The organism is Bhargavaea sp. CC-171006 (assembly GCF_009761675.1).
Classification (GTDB): Bacteria; Bacillota; Bacilli; order Bacillales_A; family Planococcaceae; genus Bhargavaea; species Bhargavaea changchunensis.
In genome coordinates this window covers 121,347-145,543 of sequence record NZ_QUZH01000027.1, presented here as the reverse complement: position 1 = coordinate 145,543, position 24,197 = coordinate 121,347, and the positions used below count along the sequence as shown (strand labels likewise).

The window sequence follows — 24,197 nt, the reverse complement described above, 5'->3', positions numbered from 1 at the left end:
GCATCGTAGAGAAAAGTGGGAATTGAATTGTCTACTGTAGCAGAACGTTTGAATGATATACAACAACAGATCACGGATGCGTGCAGGCGTGCAGCGAGAAACCCGGAAGAAGTCACAATTGTTGCGGTGACAAAGTCGGTCGGTCCGGAGCGGGCCCGGGAAGTCATTGATTCCGGGATCCGGCACTTGGGCGAGAACCGGTTAGAAGGCCTCGATCAGAAACAGCCTGAAATCGGTCCCGATGCCCGATGGCATTTCATCGGTTCTCTACAGAGCCGGAAGGTCAGGGAAGTCATCGGCCGGATCGACTTTCTTCATTCCCTGGACCGTGGAAGCCTGGCAAAGGAAATTCAGAAGCGGGCAGAACGCCCGGTCGACTGCTTTGTCCAGGTGAATGTTTCGGGTGAAACTTCCAAATCCGGACTAGGTCCGGATGAAGTGGGTGATTTCGTCCGGATGCTTGGTGCCTATGATAAAATCCGTGTTGTCGGTCTGATGACAATGGCACCAAACACGGAGGACGAAGAAGTTATCCGCAGCACATTCCGCGGGCTCCGGGAATTGCGCGATGAAATCTCAGCGCTCAAGCTTCCGCATGCGCCATGCACCGAACTATCGATGGGCATGTCAAACGATTTCGGCATAGCGGTAGAGGAAGGGGCGACATTCGTCCGGATCGGCACCGCAATTGTCGGCTATGAAAGCGGGGAACGCTCATGAGCTTCAAGGACAAGTTCAAGAACTTCTTCTATCTTGAGGAGGAAGAGGAAATGCAGGAAAATAGACAGCCGGCTCCCGCACAGCCGCCGCGTCAGGAACCGCCTCGCCAGGCAGATCAGGATTGGCGGCAGAAAGAGCGCCGCAAGCCGGCACCGGCACGTCCGCAGGAAGGCCCGAATGTGGTGAGCCTGCAGAGCATCAAGAAATCCTCCAAAATGATCCTCTCAGAGCCCCGTGTTTACGCGGAAGCGCAGGATATCGCGGAGCACCTGAAAAACAAGCGCACGGTTGTCGTCAATCTGCAGCGCATCGATCATGGATCGGGCACGAGGATCATCGATTTCCTGAGCGGCACGGTTTACGCACTTGGAGGGGATATCACCCGCGTCGGGCACGACATCTTCCTCTGTGTTCCGGATAACGTGGAATTGTCCGGGGAGATTTCCGAGTATCTGTACGACGAATTTGAATGATGGGATGAGATAAAGTCTTATGTGGGCACTGTTCAATCTACTGGCCAACGCAGCGCAAATTTATTCGATCCTGCTGGTCATCTACGTACTCATGTCCTGGGTTCCGAGCACGAGGGAAACTTCCATCGGCCGGCTGCTCGCCAAAATCTGCGAACCTTACCTGGATATATTCCGGAAGATCATCCCGCCGATCGGCATGATTGATATTTCGCCGATTGTCGCGCTGATTGCATTGAACCTGATTGTGAAGGGCCTATTCAATGTCTTTATGTGGATAGCGTAAAGGTCCCTGTCAAGAGCGAATCAGGCAGCAGTGATGCTGTGGCCTCCCCGGATCCCGAACCGCCATGCGGAGGGAGTGGGGAGGCTTTTTTAAATAACACGCGTCCGCCTTCTGCCGCTGATATATGGCGGGCCGCGTCTGCGAAAGTTCAACCGGAAGGATGACGGAGGCAATGAATGAGATCTATCAGCATTTCAGAAAAGATGAACAGCCGTTCATCGAGCGGGTGAACGGTTGGGCGACAGAAGCGGAAGACCGATATGCCCCGAAACTGACCGGTTTTCTCGATCCGAGACAGAGGTACATCGTACGGGCAGTGGCCGGATCGGAGGACCTGGTCATTACGGAGACTGGCGGGCTTCCGGAAGCGGAACGGCAGCGGATGATCATTGCCCCTTCCTATTTCGAGGCGCAGCCGGAAGATTATGAGATTGCGGTAATGGAAATCCGCTACCCGTCCAAGTTCATCGAGCTCGGACATCGGGATGTGCTCGGTTCCCTCACCGGGCTCGGCATCGACAGGGCCAGGTTCGGGGATATCCGGACCGGTGATGGCGTCATTCAGTTTTCTGCCGACCGGTCACTTGCAGATTACCTGTCTGCCAATCTTCAGTCGGTGGGGAAGGCCAAGGTTCGTGTTTCGGAAGTGGGTCATCCGGAATCACTGCTGCCGCTGACCGAGCGATATGAGGAAGAGTCGATCACCGTCACATCCCTGAGGCTGGATACCGTCCTTGCCGGTGCATTGAATCTTTCAAGGCAGAAAGCCGCTTCATTGATCCAATCCGGACGGGTGAAAGTGAACCATGCCGTCCGGGAGTCGGTCTCATTTGAACTGTCAGATTCGGATCTTCTCTCGGTACGGGGCCATGGACGGATCCGGATTGAAGAGATCGGCGGCCGGACAAAAAAAGAGCGGATCCGCCTGATCATCGGCATCCTGAAATGATCGGTTGCAGATTTCGCCAGAAAGCCAGTGTTCCCGCCGAAATTTTCGGATTTGCCGTGTCACGGATGCCGGGTCCATGTATAATAGTTCACAACGCAGTTTGAAAAAAGGGGAGATGCAACACAATGGCATTGACACCGCTTGATATACATAACAAAGAATTCGGGCGCTCGTTCCGGGGCTACGATGAAGACGAGGTCAACGAATTCCTCGAACAGATCATGAAAGACTACGAAGCCGTTCTCCAGAAAAACAAACAGCTTGAAGAACAGCTTGACTTGACGACCGAACGGGTCACCCATTTCACAACCATTGAAAACACGCTGCAATCCTCGATCCTGATCGCCCAGGAGGCTGCAGAGGAAGTGCGCCGCAATTCCCAGAAGGAAGCGAAGCTCATCGTCAAAGAAGCCGAAAAGAACGGTGACCGCATTGTTAATGATGCACTGAACAAGGCGCGCAGGATTGCAGATGAGATTGAAGAGCTGAAAAAGCAGTCCAAGGTATTCCGAAACCGGTTCCGGATGTTGGCAGAGGCACAGCTGGAGATGATCAACACCGATGACTGGGATCTCCTGATGGACTACGAAGTCGACACGGCCGGACTTGAAAAACTCGAGACCGAAGAGGAGTAAGCTTCCTTGACCGGCGGAGCCTGATTCATTATAATGACGACAAGCAAACTGAACGATCAAAAAAAAGGCGAAGACGGAGACAGTAGGGGCAGCGGATGCCAAAGCGAACCGGGGATGGTGTGAGCCCGGTGCAGAAGCCGCCTGCGAAAATCACTCCGGAGCCGGACCGCGGAACTGAGTACGCGGTCCCGTCACACCCCGTTACGGTGTCCGAGAGGCGGTGCGCATGCGTGCCGCAATGAGGGTGGTATCGCGGGCAGAAGCTCCGTCCCTTTTGGGGACGGGGCTTTTTTATTTGGACGGACGCCTGCTTTTGCAGGCTTCAATACGAGGAGGAATCAGCATGGATTACAAGAGCACGCTGCTCATGCCGAAGACAGATTTCCCGATGCGCGGAAACCTGCCGAAAAATGAACCGAAAATGCAGGAACGATGGGAAGAAATGGACATCTATGAGAAAGTTCAGGAGCGGACCGAAGGCCGTCCGTTTTTCGTCCTTCATGATGGACCGCCTTATGCCAATGGCGATCTCCACATGGGCCACGCGCTCAATAAGGTATTGAAAGATATCATCGTCCGGCACCGTTCCATGACCGGCTATCACGCACCGTACGTGCCGGGCTGGGATACGCATGGCCTGCCGATTGAGCAGGCACTCGTCAACAAGGGCGTCAACCGCAAAGAAATGACGGTGGCTGAGTTCCGTGAGCTCTGCAAGGAATACGCGCTTGAGCAGATCGACCGCCAGCGCACACAGTTCAAGCGGATCGGTGTCCGCGGGAACTGGGATAATCCATATATCACCCTGAAGCCTGAATTCGAGGCGCGCCAGATCGGTGTCTTCGGTGACATGGCGAAGAAGGGCTATATCTATAAGGGCAAGAAACCGGTTTACTGGTCGCCGTCAAGCGAGTCCGCACTTGCCGAAGCAGAGATCGAGTACAAGGACAAAAAGTCACCTTCGATCTATGTGGCATTCCCGGTCAACGACGGCAAAGGGGTTCTTGATACAGATGTGAATTTCTTGATCTGGACAACGACACCTTGGACGATTCCCGCAAACCTCGGAATCTCCGTCCATCCGGACTTCGACTATTCCGTGGTCGAAGCGGACGGCAAAAAGTATATCCTTGCAAAAGATCTCCTGGAAGACGTATCCTCCAAGGTCGGCTGGAAACAAGTCGAAACACTGCGCGAACTGAAGGGCAGCGAGCTTGAGCATCTCACTGCCGCACATCCGCTGTACGGGAGGGATTCACTGATCATCCTCGGGGACCATGTCACGATCGACGCAGGTACTGGGTGTGTCCACACCGCGCCGGGCCACGGAGAAGACGACTTCCGTGTCGGCAAGGCGAACGGGCTCGATGTGCTTTGCCCGGTGGATGACCGGGGCTTCATGACAGAAGAGGCACCGGGCTTTGAAGGCCTCTTCTATGACAAGGCCAACAAGCCTATCACCGATGCGCTAAACGAGAAGGGTGCCCTCGTGCATCTTGAATTCATCACGCACTCCTACCCGCATGACTGGCGGTCGAAAAAGCCGGTCATCTTCCGGGCCACTTCCCAATGGTTCGCCTCAATTGATAAATTCAGGGATGAACTGCTGCAGGCAATCCGTGACACATCGTTCACGCCGGCATGGGGGGAAACCCGCCTCTATAACATGGTCCGCGACCGCGGTGACTGGTGTATCTCACGCCAGCGTGCATGGGGCGTACCGATTCCGGTCTTCTATGCGGAAAACGGAGAGCCTGTCATCACCGATGAGACGATCGGACACGTTCAGGAACTGTTCCGGGAGCACGGATCGAATGTCTGGTTCGAGCGCGAAGCGAAAGACCTGCTGCCTGAAGGATTCACACATCCGGGCAGCCCGAACGGCAAGTTCACGAAAGAGACGGACATCATGGATGTCTGGTTCGACTCGGGATCAACCCACCAGGGCGTTCTTGTCGAACGCGATGATCTGGTCTATCCGGCAGACCTGTACCTTGAGGGATCGGACCAGTACCGCGGCTGGTTCAACTCGTCCCTGACGACGTCTGTGGCCATCAACGGCATTGCACCGTACAAAGGGATTCTGAGCCATGGCTTCACGCTGGACGGCGAGGGCCGCAAGATGAGCAAGTCGCTTGGAAACGTCATCGTGCCGGCGAAGGTGATGGACCAGATGGGTGCGGATATCCTCCGCCTCTGGGTTTCGTCAGCGGATTACACGGCGGACGTACACGTGTCCGATGCGATCTTCAAGCAGGTTTCCGAAGTGTACCGGAAGATCCGGAACACGCTCCGCTTCCTGCACGGGAACCTATCGGACTTTGATCCGGCAAAAGACCGTGTCGCTCCAGAAGATCTCCGTCCGGTCGACAAATATATGGACCTCAAGCTTCAGCGCCTGATCCGTTCGGTCCGCGCTGCATACGACAGCTACGAATTCATGACGGTCTACACTTCCGTCAACAACTTCGTCACGGTCGACCTCAGCTCGTTCTACCTGGATATCGCGAAAGACGTCGTCTACATCGAGGCGGCCGATCATCCGCACCGCCGCGCCATGCAGACAGTCATGTATGACACGCTGGTCGCGCTCCTCAAGCTGATGTCGCCGATCATCCCTCACACGGCCGACGAAATGTGGAGTTATCTCGCACACGAGGAAGCGGAAAGCGTCCAGCTGACCGACATGCCGGAGGCACGCGAGGAAACCGATGAAGATTTCGCGCTCATGGCCCGCTTCTCCGAACTGATGGAGGTCCGCGACGATGTCCTGAAGGCGCTCGAAGAAGCGCGGAACGGAAAAGTCATCGGCAAATCGCTCGAAGCGGCAGTGACTGTCTATGTACCGGAGGACCTGAAAGTGCTCCTGGCTTCGGAAGACATCGACTTTGCCCAGTTCTTCATCGTATCCGGCTTCCGCATCGGCGGCAATCTGGAAAATTCCCCTGCAGACGCGACGGGCTCCCGGGTCCGCGTCGTCGTAGAGAAGGCGGAAGGCGAGAAATGTGCACGCTGCTGGTCCGTTCCGGGCACAGTAGGCGAAAATCCGGAACACCCGGAACTATGCGCACGCTGCGCCGACGTCGTCACCAACCACTACGAAGCATAAGTAAGGCATAATCGAAGAAAAATCGGACCCGGCAGTCATCTGTCTGGGTCCGATTTCTTTTTGTTGATCTTTGGGGTGAATGGTTATCTTGAGAGAAGGAGTGGTTATCCAGGAATTCGCCAATCACTGCCCCCATCTCCGGAATCACACCATTGGGTGTCAGAATTCCTCCAAGCCCGGTGAATCACAACAACGCCGCACGGCAGCGGGCTTTTTACTTTCCTTATATGGGGCTTCAGAATAAAGGATAGGTTATGTTATTTAGGTGATTACTTGTATAAACTAGAACCGTTTGCCTCAACTTGTCTTAACAATCCCTATGACGGATTGAAGCGAGGGCCCGCAGCTGAAATCCGGAGGATTATTCCTGCATGGAACCTACATCCCGGGCGCAATGCCCCGGCATCATATGGTAAAATAAACAGGATTCAACCGGATGGAGGAAAAGACGTGTTATTTTACTATGCCATCGCGGCGGCTCTCGTCATCATCGACCAGTGGACGAAGTGGCTCGTCGTGAAATATATGGAAGTCGGAGAGCGGATCTCCGTGCTGGATCCGTATCTTGCCATATTATCGCACCGAAACCGCGGGGCGGCATGGGGCATGCTGCAGGGACAGATGTGGCTGTTCTACATCGTGACGCTGGTCGTTGTGGCAGGAATCCTATATTATTTCCATAAGCACGGAAAAGAAGGCGGAACGGGCTTCCGGGTTAGCCTCATGATGCTCCTCGGCGGTGCGCTCGGCAATTTCATCGACCGGCTCCGGATGGGGGAGGTCGTCGATTTCGTCGATGTATTGATTCCTGTCATCAACTATGATTTCCCGATCTTCAACGTGGCCGACGCCGCACTGACCATCGGGGTCATCCTGCTCGTAGTGCATATGTTTATTGAGGAACTGAGAGAAAAGCGAAAGAAAAAGGTGTCTTAATGGAAAAACAGATTCTAGAAATCACACCGGAACACAGCGGCGGCCGCATCGACAAGGCTCTGTCTGCATTCGATCCCGAGTGGACACGCTCCAAGGTCCAGTCGTGGGTAAAAGATGGCATGATTCTCGTCAACGGCAATACCGTGAAGCCGAATTATCAGCTGAAGGCAGGCGACCGGGTCGAGGTGACCGAGCCGGAACCGGAGACGCTTGAAATCGTACCGGAAAACCTTGTTCTCGACATCGTTTATGAAGACAGCGATGTGCTGGTCGTCAACAAGCCGCGCGGAATGGTCGTTCATCCCGCCGCGGGACATGCGTCCGGAACACTTGTAAATGGGCTGATGCACCATTGCACAGATCTGTCGGGCATCAATGGCGTCATGCGCCCGGGAATCGTTCACCGGATCGACAAGGATACGACCGGCCTGCTGGCTGTTGCCAAAAATGACCTTGCTCATGCATCGCTTGCTGAACAACTTTCCAAAAAGACCGTGACGAGGAAATACACCGCTCTCGTACACGGCAACATCCAGCACGACGAAGGAACCGTCGATGCTCCAATCGGGCGGGATCCGAAAGACCGCCAGCGTATGACTGTCATCGATGGCGGACGGGATGCCGTCACCCACTTCACCGTCACCGAACGGTTCGGGGACTTCACGCTTGTGGAGTGCCGTCTTGAAACCGGAAGGACCCATCAGATCCGCGTTCACATGCGCTATATCGGACATCCGCTCGCGGGGGATCCAAAGTACGGCCCCAAAAAGACGCTGTCTTTCGGCGGGCAGGTCCTGCATGCGGGTGTGCTCGGATTCACCCATCCCTCGACGGGTGATTATTTGGAATTCGATGCACCGCTCCCGGAAGACTTCGAGGCACTTCTCGGAAAATTGCGCGGGCGGGATTGACACCCTCCTGCGGCAGGTGTATAGTGAATCAGACAAATCAAATAGCGAACCTTTAAGTCGGTCCAGAGAGGCCGGGAAGGTTGTACGGGAATCCGCGGACCCATGCCGAGAGCATGGCTTCACGGATAAATTCTGCACATCTGCCCTCCTGCCTGCCGGCTGGAGGGTATTTTATTTGGAATAAAAGGAGGAAACCCGGATGGGAGAAACAGTGAATCTTCTGGATGACAAGGCGATCGGACGGGCCGTAACCAGGATCGCCCACGAAATCATCGAGCGGAACAAAGGGATCGACAACTGTATCCTCGTCGGCATCAAGACCCGGGGAGTCGACCTTGCCAAGAGGCTTGCAGACAAGATCGAAACGATCGAGGGTGCTTCGATCGACATGGGAGAACTGGACATCACGCTTTACCGGGATGACATCGGCAAGAAAGAGAGGATGGATGCACCGCTTGTGCAACAAATCGACATCGAGCAGGACCTGACAGGCAGGAAAGTCATCCTGATCGACGATGTGCTGTATACGGGAAGGACAGTGCGAGCAGCAATGGACGCCCTGATGGACACGGGCCGCCCGGCAAGCATCCAGCTTGCCGTACTGGTCGACAGAGGCCACCGGGAACTCCCGATCCGCCCCGATTATGTCGGAAAAAACATCCCGACTTCCAAAGACGAGCGGGTCACTGTCCTTTTGAAGGAAACGGACGGCACGGACAGCGTGACCCTCGAAAAACGGTAATGGCAATTTCTTTCTTAGAATGGAGAGCTTGAAGCATGGCAAACGCAGTACTCGACATCCAGGATAAGCCGTCAAATGGCAGGCTTCTGACACTCAGCCTACAGCATATGTTCGCGATGTTCGGGGCGACGATCCTCGTTCCACAGCTTGTCGGACTCAGTCCGGCAATCGCGCTTTTGACAAGCGGGATCTCAACCATCGTATTTATCCTGGTGACCGGATTCAAAGTCCCGGCATATCTCGGCTCTTCGTTCGCGTTCATCATTCCGATCCAGGTGGCGACACAGGCGGGAGGCATCGGCAGCGCCATGATCGGCAGTTTGTTTGTCTCCCTGGTCTACGCGCTCGTTTCGCTCCTGATCTGGAAAACGGGGCACCGGTGGATCATGCGGCTCCTGCCGCCGATCGTCGTCGGGCCGGTCATCATGGTCATCGGCCTGGCGCTTGCTCCGACTGCGGTCGGCATGGCAAGCACCATCGAGGTGAACGGGGAAAGCACATACAGCTTTCTTCATTTCTCGGCCGCGATCGTGACGCTTGCAACAGCCGTCATCTGCATCATCTTCTTTAAGGGGCTGGTGAGCCTCATGCCGGTCCTGATCGGGATCGTCACCGGATACGTCTATTCGGCCGCTATCGGAATCATTGATTTTTCACCGGTCAGAGAAGCAGACTGGTTTGCGCTTCCGGACTTTATCGTGCCTGGTGTGCATTACGAATTCCAAGTGACGGGAACGCTTCTCGCAGTCATGGTGCCGATCGCGATCGTGACGATTTCCGAGCATATCGGCCATCAGCTGGTACTCGGCCGGATTGTGGACAGGAACTTCATCAGGGAGCCGGGCCTCCACCGCTCGCTTCTCGGCGACGGGCTCGGAACATTCTTTAGCGGGCTGGTCGGCGGCCCGCCAAAGACGACCTACGGAGAGAACATCGGCGTCCTCGCGCTGACAAGGGTGTTCAGCATCCACGTTATTTTCGGGGCGGCGGTACTGGCAATCCTGTTCTCTTTCCTTGGCAAACTGATGGCACTGATTGCCACCATCCCGCAGGCGGTGCTCGGGGGCATCTCCATCCTGCTGTTCGGGATCATCGCTTCCTCCGGTCTCCGCATGCTGGTCGAGCACGGCATCGACTTCGACAAGCAGCGCAACTTGGTGATCGCCTCTGTCATTCTCGTGACGGGAATCGGAGGAGCGGCTATCGAAATCAGCGAAACGTTCAAAATCGAGGGCATGGCGCTCGCCGCCATCCTTGGGGTAGTGCTCAACCTGCTCTTGCCGGGCAAGCCGGAAGGAAGCGAAGCGGGCGAAATCGAATAACCGCCTTTTAACTGTATCCGGGAGATACGGAAAGGCCCTTTTGCCGCAGACGGGATAGGTGTATCCACCGAAGCGAAAAGAGCCTTTCCAAAACCCGGAAAGGCTCTTTTTACATAAGGAGGACTGTCATCATGGACCACCTGCTATCAATCACACGGCTTGGGATGGATGGGATCAGCCGCATTCTCGACAGAGCGGCGGAACTGAGGTGCGGGGCCGTGCCGGAAATCGGCCGGACCCATTACATCAGCAATCTGTTTTTCGAACCGAGCACACGCACCAAGACAAGTTTCGAAATGGCGGAGAGGAGGCTCGGTCTTGAAGTCATCCCCTTTGAAGCGGGGTTCTCGAGCACGCTGAAGGGAGAGACCCTCTACGACACGGTTCGTACACTTGAAGCAATCGGCCTTGATGCGCTTGTGATCCGGCATCCGGAGGACCGCTTCTATAAAGAATTGGAGGGCCGGACTTCTGTGGCGATCATCAATGCGGGAGACGGTTCGGGCCAGCACCCGACACAGACGCTGCTCGACCTGTTCACACTGCGTGAGGAGTTCGGCACTTTGGAAGGACTGAAGGTGACCATTGCCGGTGACGTCTCGCACAGCAGGGTGGCCAAGTCCGGCAGGGACGCGCTCAAAATGTTCGGAGCAGACGTCCGGATTCTCTGTCCGCCGGAATGGCAAGGCGATTTCAACTCGGTTGAAGATTGGGAAGACGTTCTTCCGGACAGCGACGCAGTAATGCTGCTCCGCGTCCAGCACGAACGGCACAGCGGAGACGGGTCGTTTTCTGCCGAAGATTACCACAACCGTTACGGGCTGACGGTAGAGCGTGTGGAACGGATGAAGAAAGACGCGATCATTATGCATCCGGCACCCGTCAACCGGGGCGTGGAAATTGCCGATGAACTGGTTGAACACAGCCGCTCCAGAATTTTCCGGCAAGTGGAGAACGGGGTCTATGTGAGGATGGCAGTACTCGAATCGATATTGAAGGGGAGAGATTAAGATGGGCACATTGATCAGTAACATCCGGATGCTGGATGAAAACGGGACACTCAAGAATGGGGAAATCCTGATTGAAGACGGCCTGTTCAAGGAAATCGGGCACGAACTGCCTAAGGAAGGCCATGAGATCGTCGACGGAGGCGGACGGTTTGCCGCGCCGGGACTGATCGATGTGCACGTCCATCTGCGTGAACCGGGGGGCGAGCATAAAGAGACGATCCGCACGGGCACGGAAGCGGCGGCGCGCGGCGGATTCACGACCATCTGTGCAATGCCGAACACGAGGCCTGTCCCGGACTCGGCGGAAAACATCGGCAAGGTCAACGAGCTCATCGAAGAAAACGCTCGGGTCCGGGTGCTGCCTTATGCGTCGATCACCATCCGCGAAGCAGGCAAGGAACGGACAGACATGGCGGAGTTGGAGCAAAACGGCGCATTCGCCTTTACAGACGACGGCGTCGGCGTCCAGTCGGCGGGCATGATGTACGAGGCGATGCGGGATGCGGCGGGGCTCGGCATGCCGGTCGTGGCGCACTGCGAAGATAACACGCTCATCTATGGCGGCGCCATGCATGACGGCAAGCGGAGCAGGGAGCTCGGCATCCCGGGCATCCCGTCGATTGCTGAATCCGTCCATATCTCAAGGGATGTCCTTCTGGCAGAGGCGGCCGGCGCGCACTATCACGTTTGCCATGTGAGCACGAAGGAGTCTGTGAGGACAATCCGGGACGCGAAGGCGGCAGGCATCCGGGTGACGGCGGAAGTCACGCCCCACCATCTGTTGCTGACGGAAGACGACATTCCGGGCAATGATGCAAACTGGAAGATGAATCCGCCGCTCCGCGCACAGGAAGATCTGGAAGCCCTTCACGAAGGGCTGCTCGACGGCACGATCGATGTGATCGCCACGGACCACGCCCCGCATACCGCTGAAGAAAAGGCGGCCGGGATGGAAAAGGCACCGTTCGGCATCACGGGCCTCGAGACGGCTTTCCCGCTGCTCTACACGAACTTCGTCGTGACAGGCAAGTGGACGCTCAAGCAGCTGACGGACTGGCTGTCTGAAAAGCCGGCGGATGTGTTCGGCCTCGGATACGGCCGAATCGCGGAAGGGCTGCCAGCTGACCTTGTCCTGATCGACCTTGAAAAGGAAAAAACAATTGAACCTGAAACATTTGCATCAAAAGGAAAGAACACTCCGTTCGGAGGCCGCTCATGCAAAGGCTGGCCGGTCATGACGATCTTCGGCGGCAACATCGTTTGGCAGGAGGGTCAACAATGACAAAAAAGCGATATCTGATTCTTGAAGACGGTACGGTATTTGAGGGAGAGGCGTTCGGAGCGGACCGCGGCATGGTCGGCGAAGTCGTCTTCACGACCAGCATGAGCGGCTACCAGGAAGCACTGACGAACCCGTCCAATACGGGCGTGATTCTTGTCATGACCTACCCGCTCATCGGCAACTACGGGGTGAACCGCGATGACTCCGAATCGGTCGACCTGAACCTCGGCGCACTCGCGGTCCGCGAAATCGAGGAGCAGCCGTCGAATTTCCGCTGTGACGAAACGCTCTCCTCCTTCATGCAAAAGCGTAGCATTCCCGGGATTTCCGAGATCGATACCCGTAAACTGACCCGCATCATCCGCAAAAAAGGCACGATGAAGGGAATGCTCACCGAAGCCGGAAAGGATGTTGATCTGAATACAGCACTTCAGGTGCTGGCGGCCTCCGAAATGGCACCGGGCCTCGTCGAAGCCGTCTCGACCAAACGTCCTTACCCGAGCCCGGGCCGCGGCAAGCGAGTGGCCGTCGTAGACTACGGAATGAAGCACGGCATTCTCCGCGAGCTGAATAAGCGCGGCTGCGATGTCCTGGTCGTTCCTTACGATACTTCTGCCGAGGACGTGCTCGCCTGGCATCCGGACGGAATCCTTCTTTCGAACGGGCCTGGCAATCCGGAAGATGTTCAAGAAGCGCCTGCCTTTATCCGCGAAGTGCTCGGAAAAGTTCCAGTCTTCGGCATCAACCTCGGCCACGAGCTGCTTGCCATCAGCTGCGGGGCGAAGACATTCAAGATGCGCTTCGGCCATCACGGCGGCAACCATCCCGTGAAAGACCTGCAAACGGGACGTACGGAAATCACTTCCCAAAACCACCAGTACGCGGTGGACCGGGACTCTCTCGAAGGGACAGGCCTGACCGTGACCCATGTCGCTCTTAATGACGGCACGGTCGAGGGACTTGCCCATGAGACACATGCGGCATTCTCCGTCCAATTCGATCCCGAAGCTTCTCCGGGACCGGAGGATTCCAACCATCTGTTCGACCGGTTTATCGACATCATGGAGCGCCACAACGGAAAGGAGATCATCGCCAATGCCTAAACGCACAGATATTGAAACGATCCTCGTCATCGGTTCCGGGCCAATCGTCATCGGCCAGGCCGCAGAGTTCGACTATGCCGGAACACAGGCCTGCCTCTCCCTGAAAGAAGAAGGGTACCGGGTGATCCTCATCAACTCCAACCCGGCAACGATTATGACCGACACGGAGATTGCGGATAAGGTATACATTGAACCGATTTCCCTGGAATTTGTCTCCCGGATCATCCGCAAGGAGCGTCCTGACGCGATCCTGCCGACACTCGGCGGCCAGACCGGCCTCAATATGGCCATCGACCTGGACAAGTCGGGAATTCTGGATGAACTCGGCATCGAAGTGCTCGGCACGAAGCTGGACGCCATCAACAAAGCCGAGGACCGCGAGCTGTTCCGCTCCCTCATGAACGAACTGGACGTGCCGGTACCGGAAAGCGACATCATCCATAATCTTGAGGAAGCAAAGGCGTTCGTTGCGGAAATCGGCTATCCGGTCATCGTGCGCCCGGCATTTACGCTCGGCGGCACGGGCGGCGGCATCTGCCACGACGACAAGGAACTTGAAGAGATTGTCGCGAGCGGCCTGAAGTACAGCCCGGTCAGCCAGTGTCTCCTCGAAAAGTCGATCGCAGGCTTTAAAGAGATCGAATTCGAAGTGATGCGCGACTCCGCGGACAATGCCATTGTTGTCTGCAGCATGGAAAACTTCGACCCGGTCGGGATCCACACCGGCGACTCGATCGTCGTGGCACCTGTCCAGACACTGTCCGACCGTGAAGTCCAGATGCTCCGGAACGTGTCGCTCAACATCATCCGTGCGCTTGGAATCGAGGGCGGCTGCAACGTCCAGCTGGCGCTCGACCCGGACAGCTTCAACTTCTACGCGATCGAAGTCAACCCGCGTGTCAGCCGATCGTCCGCTCTTGCCTCTAAAGCGACGGGCTATCCGATTGCAAAGCTCGCATCCAAAATTGCAGTCGGTCTGACACTGGATGAGATGATGAACCCGGTGACGGGACAGACCTATGCCTGCTTCGAACCGACGATCGACTACATCGTCGCGAAGATCCCTCGCTGGCCGTTCGACAAGTTTGAAAGCGCAAAGCGAAACCTGGGCACGCAGATGAAGGCGACCGGGGAAGTCATGTCCATCGGCAGAACATTCGAGGAAGCCATTCTGAAAGCCGTGCGTTCCCTTGAGACAGGCCTTTACCACCTGAATCTGAAGCACGGGGAAGACCTCTCGATGGAATGGATCGAAAAGCGCATCCGCCGCGCGGGCGATGAGCGCCTGTTCTTCATCGGCGAGGCGCTTCGCCGCGGAGTCACGGTGGAAGAGATCCATGAGTGGAGCAAGATCGACTTCTTCTTCCTGAACAAGCTCGAAAAGATCGTGGCCTACGAAAACACGCTCAGGGAAAACCCGTTTGACCGCACGGTCGCCCGCAAAGCGAAACGCATGGGCTTCGCAGACCGCACCATCGCCGAACTCTGGGAGACGAAGGAGCGGGATGTGTACGAGTGGCGTACCGAACAAGGACTCGTGCCGGTCTACAAGATGGTCGATACATGTGCCGGAGAATTCGAATCCGAGACGCCTTATTTCTACGGCACTTATGAAGAAGAAAATGAGTCGCTGAAATCAGGCAAGGAAAGCGTCATCGTTCTCGGTTCGGGCCCGATCCGGATCGGACAGGGCGTCGAGTTCGACTATGCCACAGTCCACTCGGTCTGGGCCATCCAGGAAGCCGGCTACGAGGCGATCATCATTAACAACAACCCGGAGACGGTTTCTACCGACTTCTCCATCTCCGACAAGCTCTACTTCGAGCCGCTCACAATCGAGGACGTCATGGCGATCATCGACCTTGAGCAGCCGAAAGGCGTCATCGTCCAGTTCGGCGGCCAGACGGCGATCAACCTGGCGGACGCTTTGGAAGCCCGAGGAGTGAAAATTCTCGGAACGACTCTGGAAGACCTCGACCGCGCTGAAAGCCGAGACAAGTTCGAAGAGACGCTCCGCGGACTCGGCATCCCGCAGCCGCTCGGAAAAACCGCCGTATCCGCGCCTGAAGCGGCGGAAATTGCACGCGGCATCGGCTATCCCGTTCTTGTGCGCCCTTCCTATGTCCTCGGTGGCCGAGCGATGGAAATCGTCTACAATGAGCAGGAACTGATGCACTACATGGAAAATGCTGTCGAGGCGAGCCCGGAGCACCCGGTCCTGATCGACCGTTACCTGACGGGCAAGGAGATCGAAGTCGACGCCATCTGTGACGGCGAAAACGTCCTGATCCCGGGCATCATGGAGCACGTCGAGCGCGCCGGCGTCCACTCCGGGGACTCCATTGCGGTCTATCCGCCGCAGAGCCTCACGGACAAGCAGGTCGCCACACTGACGGACTATACGGAGCGGCTTGCCCGCGGACTTAACATTGTCGGGCTCATGAACATCCAGTATGTGATTGCAGACGGCGAAGTGTATGTCATCGAGGTCAACCCGCGCTCCAGCCGAACGGTGCCGTTCCTCAGCAAGATCACCGGCATCCCGATGGCCAATATCGCGACGAAGGCGATTCTCGGCGAATCGATTACCGGCCAGGGCTATCCGACCGGGCTGCTTGACCAGGTCAGCGGCGTTTATGTGAAGGTTCCGGTGTTCAGCTTCGCCAAGCTGGCCCGTGTCGACATCACGCTCGGACCGGAGATGAAATCGACGGGCGAGGTCATGGGCAAGGACGATACATTCGAAAAAGCGCTTTACAAAGGATTTATCGCCTCCGGAATGGAAATACGCGACCACGGAACGGTTCTCTTCACGGTTTCCGACAAGGACAAGGAAGAAGCAGCAGGCATCGCTGCGCGCTTCGCGGATATCGGCTACCAGCTGCTCGCGACAGAAGGCACTGCGGAAACATTCCGCGAAGCGGGCTTGCCTGTCAGGACGGTCGGCAAGATCGGTGGCGAAGGCAAGACGCTGATCGACGTCATCCAGACGGGGGAAGCCCAGTTCATCATCAACACGCTTACCAAAGGCAAGCAGCCTGAGCGTGACGGGTTCCGCATCCGCCGTGAATCCGTCGAAAACGGAATTCCGTGCATGACTTCCCTCGATACGACCAAAGCCGTACTTCGCGTCCTCGAATCGATGACGTTCTCGGCAGAGGCGATGCTTCCTCGTAATGTGAAGTCTCCGCGGGAGGTCCATGCATGATCCTGAACGAACGCATGAAGGTCGCGGGCCAGAGGGAAATTGCCAGGAACATCTTCGAACTGGTCCTGGAAGGGGAGCTGGCCGATGAAATCCGGGAGCCCGGGAAGTTTGTCCACGTGCGGGCCGGTGAGACGATGGACCCGCTTCTCAGGCGGCCCATCAGCATTGCCGACTATGATGATGGAAGGATCACACTCATTTACCGAGCGGAAGGCGACGGAACGCGCGTAATTTCGGAAAAGGAACGTCATGGCCAGGCCGACGTTCTCGGTCCGCTCGGCAACGGGTTCCCCGTTGAGGCGGGTGCTCCGGGGACGAAGGCGCTGCTTGTCGGAGGGGGGATCGGCGTGCCGCCGCTGTACGGTCTGTCAAAGCGTCTGAAGGAAGCAGGGGTCGAGCCGGTCCATGTGCTCGGCTTCCAGTCGGACGATGTCGTCTTCTATGAAGAGGAATTCAGCCGGCTCGGCGAAACCCATATCGCGACGGTTGACGGCTCCCGGGGGACGAAAGGGTTCGTGACCGATGTCATGGGGGCGCTCGGCCATGAATTCAGCGTCTATTACAGCTGCGGGCCGCTCCCGATGCTGAAAGCTGTTGCGGACGGGATGCAGGGGACGGAAGGCTATCTGAGCTTCGAGGAACGGATGGGCTGCGGCATCGGCGCTTGCTTTGCATGTGTCTGCCGTACGGATACAAACGACCCCGGCTATGTGAAGGTCTGCTCGGACGGCCCGGTATTCAAGGCGGGGGTGGTGTCGATATGAACCGGCTACAGGTGGAACTGCCCGGACTTTCACTGAAAAACCCGATCATGCCGGCAAGCGGCTGTTTTGGGTTCGGCAAGGAATATGCACAATTATACGATCTGTCAAAGCTTGGAGCCATCATGGTGAAAGCGACCACCCTTGAACCGAGGTTCGGAAACCCGACACCCCGCGTTGCGGAAACGCCCGCGGGAATGCTGAATGCAATCGGCCTCCAGAATCCGGGGCTCGAAAAAGTAGTCACGGAGGAACTTCCGTGGCTGGAGCAGTACGATGTCCCGATCATCGCGAACGTCGCCGGCTCCGAGACGGAAGATTATGTCGCGGTCGCAGAGCGCATCTCCGAAGCTCCAAATGTCCATGCACTTGAACTGAACATCTCGTGCCCGAACGTGAAGTGCGGAGGCATCACATTCGGTACGGATCCCAAGATTGCCGGGGAACTTACGCGGGCGGTAAAGGCAGTATCGTCCGTGCCTGTCTATGTCAAGCTCTCCCCGAACGTCACCGACGTCACCGAGATTGCCCGTGCGGTTGAAGCGGGCGGCGCTGACGGACTGACGCTCATCAACACGCTTGTAGGCATGAGATTCGATCCTCGCACAGGACGGCCGGTCATAGCAAATGGAACAGGCGGCCTTTCAGGACCGGCCGTGAAACCGGTCGCGCTGCGCATGGTCTATGAAGTCTCCCGGAGTGTTTCGATCCCGGTGATCGGGATGGGCGGCATCTCCGATGTGGATGATGTCATCAACTTCATGTCTGCCGGTGCCAGTGCGGTCGCGGTCGGCACGGCGAATTTCGTTGACCATTTTGTCTGTCCGAAATTGATTGACGTCCTTCCTGACCGTCTGGACGAACTGGGCATCGGGAACATCACGGAACTTATCGGAAGGAGCCACAGAATATGAAGCATTCGCCGATCATTGCGCTGGACTTTCCGGCTCTGGATGAGGCATTTGGATTCCTGGACAAAATGCCTTCGGGACTGTGGGTGAAAGTCGGCATGGAACTGTATCTCCAGAACGGTCCGGATATCGTGGAAAGGGTGAAGGGTAGGGGACATCAGGTATTCCTCGACCTGAAGCTGCACGATATCCCGAACACGGTCGGCCGGGCAATGGAAGGGCTCGCCCGAGTCGGCGCGGACATGGTGAACGTTCATGCAGCGGGGGGAAGCGAAATGATGGAGCGGGCGCTCGACGGCCTGGAAGCCGGAACGCCTTCCGGCCGGAAACGCCCGGCACTGATTGCGGTCACCCAGCTGACTTCCACCGCGGAAGAGCAGATGAACCGTGAGCAGGGGATTCCGGGCACACTTTTGGATTCAGTGGTCCGGTATGCCCGGCTCGCCGATGAGGCCGGAATGGACGGTGTCGTCTGTTCGGTACACGAAGCCTCGGCCATCCGGGATGCCTGCGGAGAAGACTTCCTGAAGGTGACGCCGGGCATCCGCCTGGAGGACGGCGACGCACATGACCAGAAGCGGATCTCCACGCCCGCTGATGCGGCGCATGCCGGATCGACGCATATCGTGGTCGGGCGTGCGATTACCCAGGCTGCCGATCCGGCTGCCGCATATGAAACCGTGAAACGGCAATGGGAGGTTGGTTGAAATGTCAATGAAAAGAGAAATTGCGGATGCACTCCTGTCGATCGGGGCTGTACGCTTCAGTCCGGAAGAGCCGTTCACATGGGCCTCGGGCATCAAGTCGCCGATCTATTGCGACAACCGCCTGACCATGTCGTATCCTGAAGTGCGGAAGCGCATCGCACAGGGGCTGGCCGAATTGATCAGGACGGAGTATCCGGAAGCGGAAGTGATTGCAGGCACCGCCACTGCCGGCATTCCTCATGCCGCTTGGGTCAGCGACCTGATGGACAAGCCGATGATCTATATCCGGTCAAAACCGAAAGGCCATGGCCGCGGCAATCAGATCGAGGGGGAGCTAAAGGACGGAAGCCGTACGGTGATCATTGAGGACCTCATCTCGACGGGGGGCAGCAGCCTGACTGCAGCCGCTGCCGCGAAAGATGCGGGAGCCGATGTCCTAGGGGTTGTTTCGATCTTTACATATGGTCTGGAAAAAGCAGAAAAGAATTTCGGAGAGGCCGGCCTGCCGCACCACAGCCTCACCGACTTTGACGCACTCGCGAATGCGGCAGCTGACTCTGGTGCGATACCGAAAGCATCGCTCCCAAGTCTGATCGAATGGCACGGGAAGTTGAGTAAAGGTGAACTGCTATAAGACATCCGACCGGTCCTGTTCAAGGGCCGGTCGTTTTTTTCTTGTCTATTGAAAAGAGCCGAAGGAAGGCATCGCTGCACTTCGCTTCGGCTTAACATAACGTCATTCTGTTAGTTGCTTTTCTTTCTCTTCCTTGCGTAACGGCACTTCGGGCAGTTGCATGGCTTTTGTTTGTAGACCGGGCCAGCGCCGGACTCTGCCCGCTCAGGGCCAGCTTCTGTACCTGCTTCTACATCACCCTGGACTGCTGTATCCGTGGCTGGCTGATCGGAGCCCTCATCAGTTGTTGCCTCATCAGTGTGATCCGTGTCTTCCACTGCTGTATCAGCATTGGTGTCGTCGGTGCCTTCCACTGCAGTGTCAGCATTGGTGACGTCAGGGCTTTCCACTGCTGTATCAGCATTGGTGTCACTGGAATCTTCAGCTGCTGTGTCAGCATTGGCGTCGCCGGAATCTTCAGCTGCTGTGTCAGCATTGGTGACGTCAGGGCTTTCCACTGCTGTATCAGCATTGGTGTCATCGGAACCTTCAGCTGCCGGATCAGCATTGGTGTCACCGGAATCTTCAGCTACTGTGTCAGCGTTGGTGTCGTCGGTGCCTTCCACTGCAGTGTCAGCATTGGTTTCATCGGAGCCTTCGACAGCCTCATCTGCATTGGTTTCACCGGTACCTTCAACTGCCGTTACAGCATAGGCTGCATCATAACCCTCGACGGCCGCAATAATATTGGTTTCATTGGAGCCTGCGACAGCCGTATCCGCATTGGTTTCATCGGCGCCTTCATCCGCTGTGCCGGCGGTGGTGCCATCGGTGCCCTCCATCACCTCGTTGACTGTCTCCTCGGCAGTCTCATCCGTGACCGGGGTTTCCTCCGGAGTGGCAGTGTCGGTCGGCGGATCGGCCGGAGCAGGATCTTCCGCTGGAGTTTCATCTGCGTGCGGCAGCTGAACCGGATGGGCATCTTCGATGATCTTGATCGGACGCATCATGTCGTGGTCTTCGTGCTCCAGGAAGTGGCAGTGCCAGATATAGTTGCCCGTAAAGTCCTTCCAGTGCATGGCAATCGACGTCACCTTGCCGACATCGACCTTGACGACATCCTTCCAGCCGCGCTCATATTCCCGTGGCGGCTCGGCAGGTCCGGTAAATACGATTTCACCCGTTTCTGTAAAGACATCCACGTCAAACGGGCGCCGCTCAAGAATTTTGAACTGGATCAGGTGAAGGTGGATCGGATGCTGGATCGGTGTCGTATTGATGAAATTCCAGATTTCGATGCTGTCAATAGACGGTTTTTCCGAGGCCGGATCATGATACATATGATCATTCAGCATGAGCATCGGACGTCCGTATTCATCTGTCGTTGCCGTAAGAGGAAGATTTCGGACGAGGTGGGCATGCTCAGTATGAAGTGCCATTTCCGGGTAAAGGGTTTCCGGAATCTGGCTGTCGTCCTCGCCGTCCAGCGGCAGGCAGACGGAGAACTGCATGACGACGCTCGTATGCTCATTGAGCGGGAACTCCTGATCATTGTTCAGGAGGGTGATTGTCTGGCCCTGCATCGTCGAGAAGTCGACGATGATATCAGTCCGCTCTGCCGGCAGCAGGTCAAAGGACGTCAGTTCGGCCGGCGCCTCAAGAAGGCCTCCGTCGGTTCCAATCTGATGGAAGGTGCCCCCGTTCGATAAACTCAGGGAGTAGCCCCGCCTATTGGAAGCGTTGAGAATCCGGAACCTGTACTTTCTCGGCTCGACGTTCAGGTAAGGCCAGAGTTTTCCGTTGACGGCAATGGTATCACCGAGGACGCCAGGGGTGATCGAAGGATTGACCGTAACAGGAAACGGTGGCGTGTCCGGATAGAAGAGCGATCCGTCTTCATTGAACGTTCGGTCCTGGATCATCATCGGGATTTCATACTTGCCTGAAGGCAGCCTGAGGCGGTCTTCCAGGGCATCGCGGAGCAGATAGAAGCCTGCAAGGCCGGAATAGACATTCAGGCGAGTGAGCGACATCGCATGGTCATGATACCAGAGGGTGGCTCCGGGCTGATGGTTCGTATACGCATGAACCTGCCTTCTGAACGTCGGGCCGGTCATCTCATAGTTTTTCGTGTACCATGCTTCAGGGTGGCCGTCACTTTCCCAGTCCACTTTTGCACCGTGGAGGTGGACGACGGTCCGGACGTCGGCAGTGTCGATGCTGGAGTGAAGGGTGCGGTCGATTGGGAGGAAGTGTTCATCCGGAAGGTTGTTCAAGTATTTCACATAGGTGGTTTTGTCTTTTCTTGCCTCGATTGTCGGGCCCGGGATCAGTCCATCATATCCCCAGATTTTTGTCTCGGGGAAGTTCTGGTGATAACGGTGCAGCCCCTCTTTCATTTCCAGCTCGTGATAGGAGCCGTCAGGATATTCGTCGTGCTGAACCGGCATCGCGACAGTGGGTTTCGGCAACGGATCCATAAACTTCGGGATGCTGTTCGGATCTGAAGGATTGACGCATTTGCCCATCGTATGCATTTTCCTTTCTATATTAATTTTTTTGCATGCACCGGCAAAATCCGGCATGCTATCTCATCTTATGTACGCAAATAGTCCCAATCATGGACAGTCAACCGGGGGATGAGATTTAAATTGATGAACTGGATGAACGCACAAAAAAAGGGCTGCCGCTTTTTTTGCGGTCAGAGCCCTTGTTTTTCGTTGGGAGTGTCACGTTGTATGACACCAACCCAAAAATTTGTTTACTTTCGGAGCTTCTTTACCAGATCTTCATCCGGATCGGCAAAGAGTGTTTTTTGTTCAAAGTAAATGACAAACCCAGGCTTGGAGCCGTTCGGCTTTTTCACATGGCGCACTTCCGTGTAATCGACCGGGACAGAAGCCGACTCCCGGGCTTTGCTGAAGTAGGCCGCAAGGGAGGCAGCCTCCCTGATGGTTTCGTCATCCGGCGCATCCGAATGAATGACGACATGGGATCCCGGGATATCCTTGGTGTGGAGCCACGTTTCATGACGCTTTGCAAGCTTGAATGTAAGATAGTCGTTCTGCTTGTTGTTCTTGCCGACTGAAATCGGCACACCCGTACTCGAGACAAACTCATCCGGAACTGGACGGGTGTCCTTTTTCTTCTTCTTTTTAAGGCGTCTCGCCTTCATGAAGCCCTGTTCGGCAAGCTCATCACGGATCTCTTCGATGTCCGCCGCGGAGCCTTGGGTCACCTGCTGGAGAAGGGATTCAAAGTAACCGATATCCTCTTCCGCTTTCTCAAGCTGTTCGGCAATCTTCACGAGCGCGTGCTTCGCCTTGTTGTACTTGGAGTAATATCGTTGCGCGTTTTCTGACGGTGTAAGTCTTGGGTCAAGCGGAATGGTGACAGTCCCGCCGTTTTCGTCATAGTAGTTCACTGCTTCAATGGAGCTGTCGCCTTTGTTGATCTGATACAGGTTGGCGGTGACAAGTTCCCCGAACAGCTGATGCCGGTCCAGCTTGCCTGCCTGCTCCTGTTCATCCCGGAGTTTGATCATCTTGTTTTTCAGTTTCTGGACCTCGTTCGTCAGCCAGCGCTCAAGGTCCCCGGCCTGCTGCTTGACACGGTCCCGCTCCGCTTTTGTATGGAACACTTTGTCGAGGAGTTCGGAGAGGGAAGGGAAATCCCTGGTTTCGCCGCCGATATGGTGGAGGGGGTTGGCGGAGAAATAGACCTTGCCGCCCGCCTCGCACAGCGTCGGCTGTGCGCCTCCCGAACGGAAATCTTCTATATAAGAGCGGTATGCCGCAAGCCTGTTTTCCTTTTCCATGCCCCCGGTCCGGAACAGCAGCTCTTCAGCATGGAGCGGGGAAAATCCTCCGATGCGCCGGAAAATCGCTCCGGCAGTGTCCGCGTCACGAAGGATTTCCATGATCTCATTGTCTGTTGCTTCCACAGGGTCCAGCTTATCCTGGGGCGGGGCAGGGATGTAAGGCTGTCCCGGAAGCACCGTCCGGTAGCTGTTCACAGATGGAGGGAGGTGCTTCAGGCTGTCCAGAATGAGATTCCGTTCAGGATCGGTCAGGATCAGGTTCGAGTGCCTGCCCATCACTTCAACATGAAGCTCCCTAATTGTGTCATCGCCGATCTCGTCCCGACTGCGCACGGTGAGGGTGACGATCCGGTCGGCACCCGCCTGGCGGATGCCGGTGATGATGCCGCCCTCCAGATGTTTGCGGAGAAACATGCAGAACGTGGGCGGCTGCGACGGTGTGTCGACGGGCTCGTCAGTGAGTTGGATGCGTGAGTAGGAGGGGTGGATCGAGATGAGGAGCCGGTGGTTGGTTCTGCCGGCACGTACCGTGAAAAGCAGCTCCTGTGTGTTCGGCTGCTGGATCTTGGAGATCCGGCCGCCGGTGAGCTGCCGGAGTTCCTGTGTCATTGCCATCATGAATAATCCGTCAAAAGCCATATGATTGCCTCTTTCATTGCGTTTGTTTCCATTTTAGCATTCATGCGGAGGGATATGGTATAA

Annotated in this window: 20 protein-coding genes and 1 other annotated feature; of the genes, 18 read left to right on the top strand and 2 right to left on the bottom strand. The window is 56.3% G+C overall.

Going from position 1 to position 24,197, the window contains the following annotated elements; translation table 11 throughout:
* Window positions 1–27 precede the first annotated feature (27 nt).
* From DZC51_RS12845 to pyrE, 18 genes are all read left to right on the top strand, one after another.
* A complete protein-coding gene (locus DZC51_RS12845) occupies window positions 28–720 on the top strand; it encodes a YggS family pyridoxal phosphate-dependent enzyme (protein ID WP_157296525.1) in 693 nt (230 codons plus the stop codon).
* On the top strand, window positions 717–1,193 hold the full coding sequence (locus DZC51_RS12840) for a cell division protein SepF (protein ID WP_157296523.1): 477 nt from the start codon (window positions 717–719) through the stop codon (window positions 1,191–1,193). The genes DZC51_RS12845 and DZC51_RS12840 overlap by 4 nt, the downstream gene beginning before the upstream one ends.
* A gap of 19 nt (window positions 1,194–1,212) precedes the next feature.
* Window positions 1,213–1,476 carry a YggT family protein gene (locus tag DZC51_RS12835; RefSeq protein WP_157296521.1) on the top strand — a complete coding sequence of 88 codons (264 nt, stop codon included), beginning with the start codon at window positions 1,213–1,215 and terminating at the stop codon, window positions 1,474–1,476.
* A 172-nt stretch (window positions 1,477–1,648) separates the two neighbouring features.
* Window positions 1,649–2,425 carry a YlmH family RNA-binding protein gene (locus DZC51_RS12830; protein ID WP_157296519.1) on the top strand — a complete coding sequence of 259 codons (777 nt, stop codon included), beginning with the start codon at window positions 1,649–1,651 and terminating at the stop codon, window positions 2,423–2,425.
* A 125-nt stretch (window positions 2,426–2,550) separates the two neighbouring features.
* Window positions 2,551–3,060, top strand: coding sequence for a DivIVA domain-containing protein (locus tag DZC51_RS12825; protein WP_157296517.1), 510 nt, complete (start codon window positions 2,551–2,553; stop codon window positions 3,058–3,060).
* Between the two features lie 61 nt (window positions 3,061–3,121).
* Window positions 3,122–3,336 (top strand) — a binding site (T-box leader).
* 67 nt (window positions 3,337–3,403) lie between these two features.
* Entirely contained in the window at window positions 3,404–6,169 is a 2,766-nt protein-coding gene (ileS, locus tag DZC51_RS12820) for an isoleucine--tRNA ligase (protein ID WP_157296515.1), read from the top strand.
* A gap of 450 nt (window positions 6,170–6,619) precedes the next feature.
* The gene (gene lspA / locus DZC51_RS12815; RefSeq protein ID WP_157296513.1) at window positions 6,620–7,105 is read left to right on the top strand and encodes a signal peptidase II; all 486 of its coding nucleotides are present in this window, start codon (window positions 6,620–6,622) and stop codon (window positions 7,103–7,105) included.
* Window positions 7,105–8,016 carry an RluA family pseudouridine synthase gene (locus DZC51_RS12810; RefSeq protein ID WP_157296511.1) on the top strand — a complete coding sequence of 304 codons (912 nt, stop codon included), beginning with the start codon at window positions 7,105–7,107 and terminating at the stop codon, window positions 8,014–8,016. The genes lspA and DZC51_RS12810 overlap by 1 nt, the downstream gene beginning before the upstream one ends.
* A gap of 199 nt (window positions 8,017–8,215) precedes the next feature.
* Window positions 8,216–8,758, top strand: a complete 543-nt coding sequence (pyrR, locus tag DZC51_RS12805) for a bifunctional pyr operon transcriptional regulator/uracil phosphoribosyltransferase PyrR (protein ID WP_157296509.1) — start codon at window positions 8,216–8,218, stop codon at window positions 8,756–8,758.
* A gap of 35 nt (window positions 8,759–8,793) precedes the next feature.
* A complete protein-coding gene (locus DZC51_RS12800) occupies window positions 8,794–10,080 on the top strand; it encodes a uracil-xanthine permease family protein (RefSeq protein WP_157296507.1) in 1,287 nt (428 codons plus the stop codon).
* 131 nt (window positions 10,081–10,211) lie between these two features.
* The gene (locus tag DZC51_RS12795; RefSeq protein ID WP_157296505.1) at window positions 10,212–11,090 is read left to right on the top strand and encodes an aspartate carbamoyltransferase catalytic subunit; all 879 of its coding nucleotides are present in this window, start codon (window positions 10,212–10,214) and stop codon (window positions 11,088–11,090) included.
* Between the two features lies 1 nt (window position 11,091).
* Window positions 11,092–12,372: a dihydroorotase gene (locus DZC51_RS12790; RefSeq protein ID WP_157296503.1), complete on the top strand. Its 1,281-nt coding sequence runs from the start codon at window positions 11,092–11,094 to the stop codon at window positions 12,370–12,372.
* Entirely contained in the window at window positions 12,369–13,475 is a 1,107-nt protein-coding gene (locus tag DZC51_RS12785; RefSeq protein WP_157296501.1) for a carbamoyl phosphate synthase small subunit, read from the top strand. Before DZC51_RS12790 ends, DZC51_RS12785 begins: the two co-directional genes overlap by 4 nt.
* Window positions 13,468–16,683 carry a carbamoyl-phosphate synthase large subunit gene (carB, locus tag DZC51_RS12780; protein ID WP_157296499.1) on the top strand — a complete coding sequence of 1,072 codons (3,216 nt, stop codon included), beginning with the start codon at window positions 13,468–13,470 and terminating at the stop codon, window positions 16,681–16,683. The genes DZC51_RS12785 and carB overlap by 8 nt, the downstream gene beginning before the upstream one ends.
* Window positions 16,680–17,447 carry a dihydroorotate dehydrogenase electron transfer subunit gene (locus DZC51_RS12775; protein ID WP_157296497.1) on the top strand — a complete coding sequence of 256 codons (768 nt, stop codon included), beginning with the start codon at window positions 16,680–16,682 and terminating at the stop codon, window positions 17,445–17,447. The genes carB and DZC51_RS12775 overlap by 4 nt, the downstream gene beginning before the upstream one ends.
* Complete coding sequence (locus DZC51_RS12770; protein WP_157296495.1) at window positions 17,444–18,358, top strand: dihydroorotate dehydrogenase; 915 nt, start codon at window positions 17,444–17,446, stop codon at window positions 18,356–18,358. Before DZC51_RS12775 ends, DZC51_RS12770 begins: the two co-directional genes overlap by 4 nt.
* Window positions 18,355–19,062 carry an orotidine-5'-phosphate decarboxylase gene (gene pyrF / locus DZC51_RS12765; RefSeq protein ID WP_157296493.1) on the top strand — a complete coding sequence of 236 codons (708 nt, stop codon included), beginning with the start codon at window positions 18,355–18,357 and terminating at the stop codon, window positions 19,060–19,062. The genes DZC51_RS12770 and pyrF overlap by 4 nt, the downstream gene beginning before the upstream one ends.
* A 1-nt stretch (window position 19,063) precedes the next feature.
* Window positions 19,064–19,696, top strand: a complete 633-nt coding sequence (gene pyrE / locus DZC51_RS12760; protein ID WP_304504517.1) for an orotate phosphoribosyltransferase — start codon at window positions 19,064–19,066, stop codon at window positions 19,694–19,696.
* A gap of 110 nt (window positions 19,697–19,806) precedes the next feature.
* Here pyrE and DZC51_RS16295 read toward each other — a convergent pair whose 3' ends face one another.
* Together DZC51_RS16295 and DZC51_RS12750 are read right to left on the bottom strand one after the other, a co-directional pair.
* Complete coding sequence (locus DZC51_RS16295; RefSeq protein ID WP_157296491.1) at window positions 19,807–22,203, bottom strand: multicopper oxidase domain-containing protein; 2,397 nt, start codon at window positions 22,201–22,203, stop codon at window positions 19,807–19,809.
* A gap of 233 nt (window positions 22,204–22,436) precedes the next feature.
* Complete coding sequence (locus DZC51_RS12750) at window positions 22,437–24,134, bottom strand: Rqc2 family fibronectin-binding protein (protein WP_157296489.1); 1,698 nt, start codon at window positions 24,132–24,134, stop codon at window positions 22,437–22,439.
* Between the last annotated feature and the right edge of the window lie 63 nt (window positions 24,135–24,197).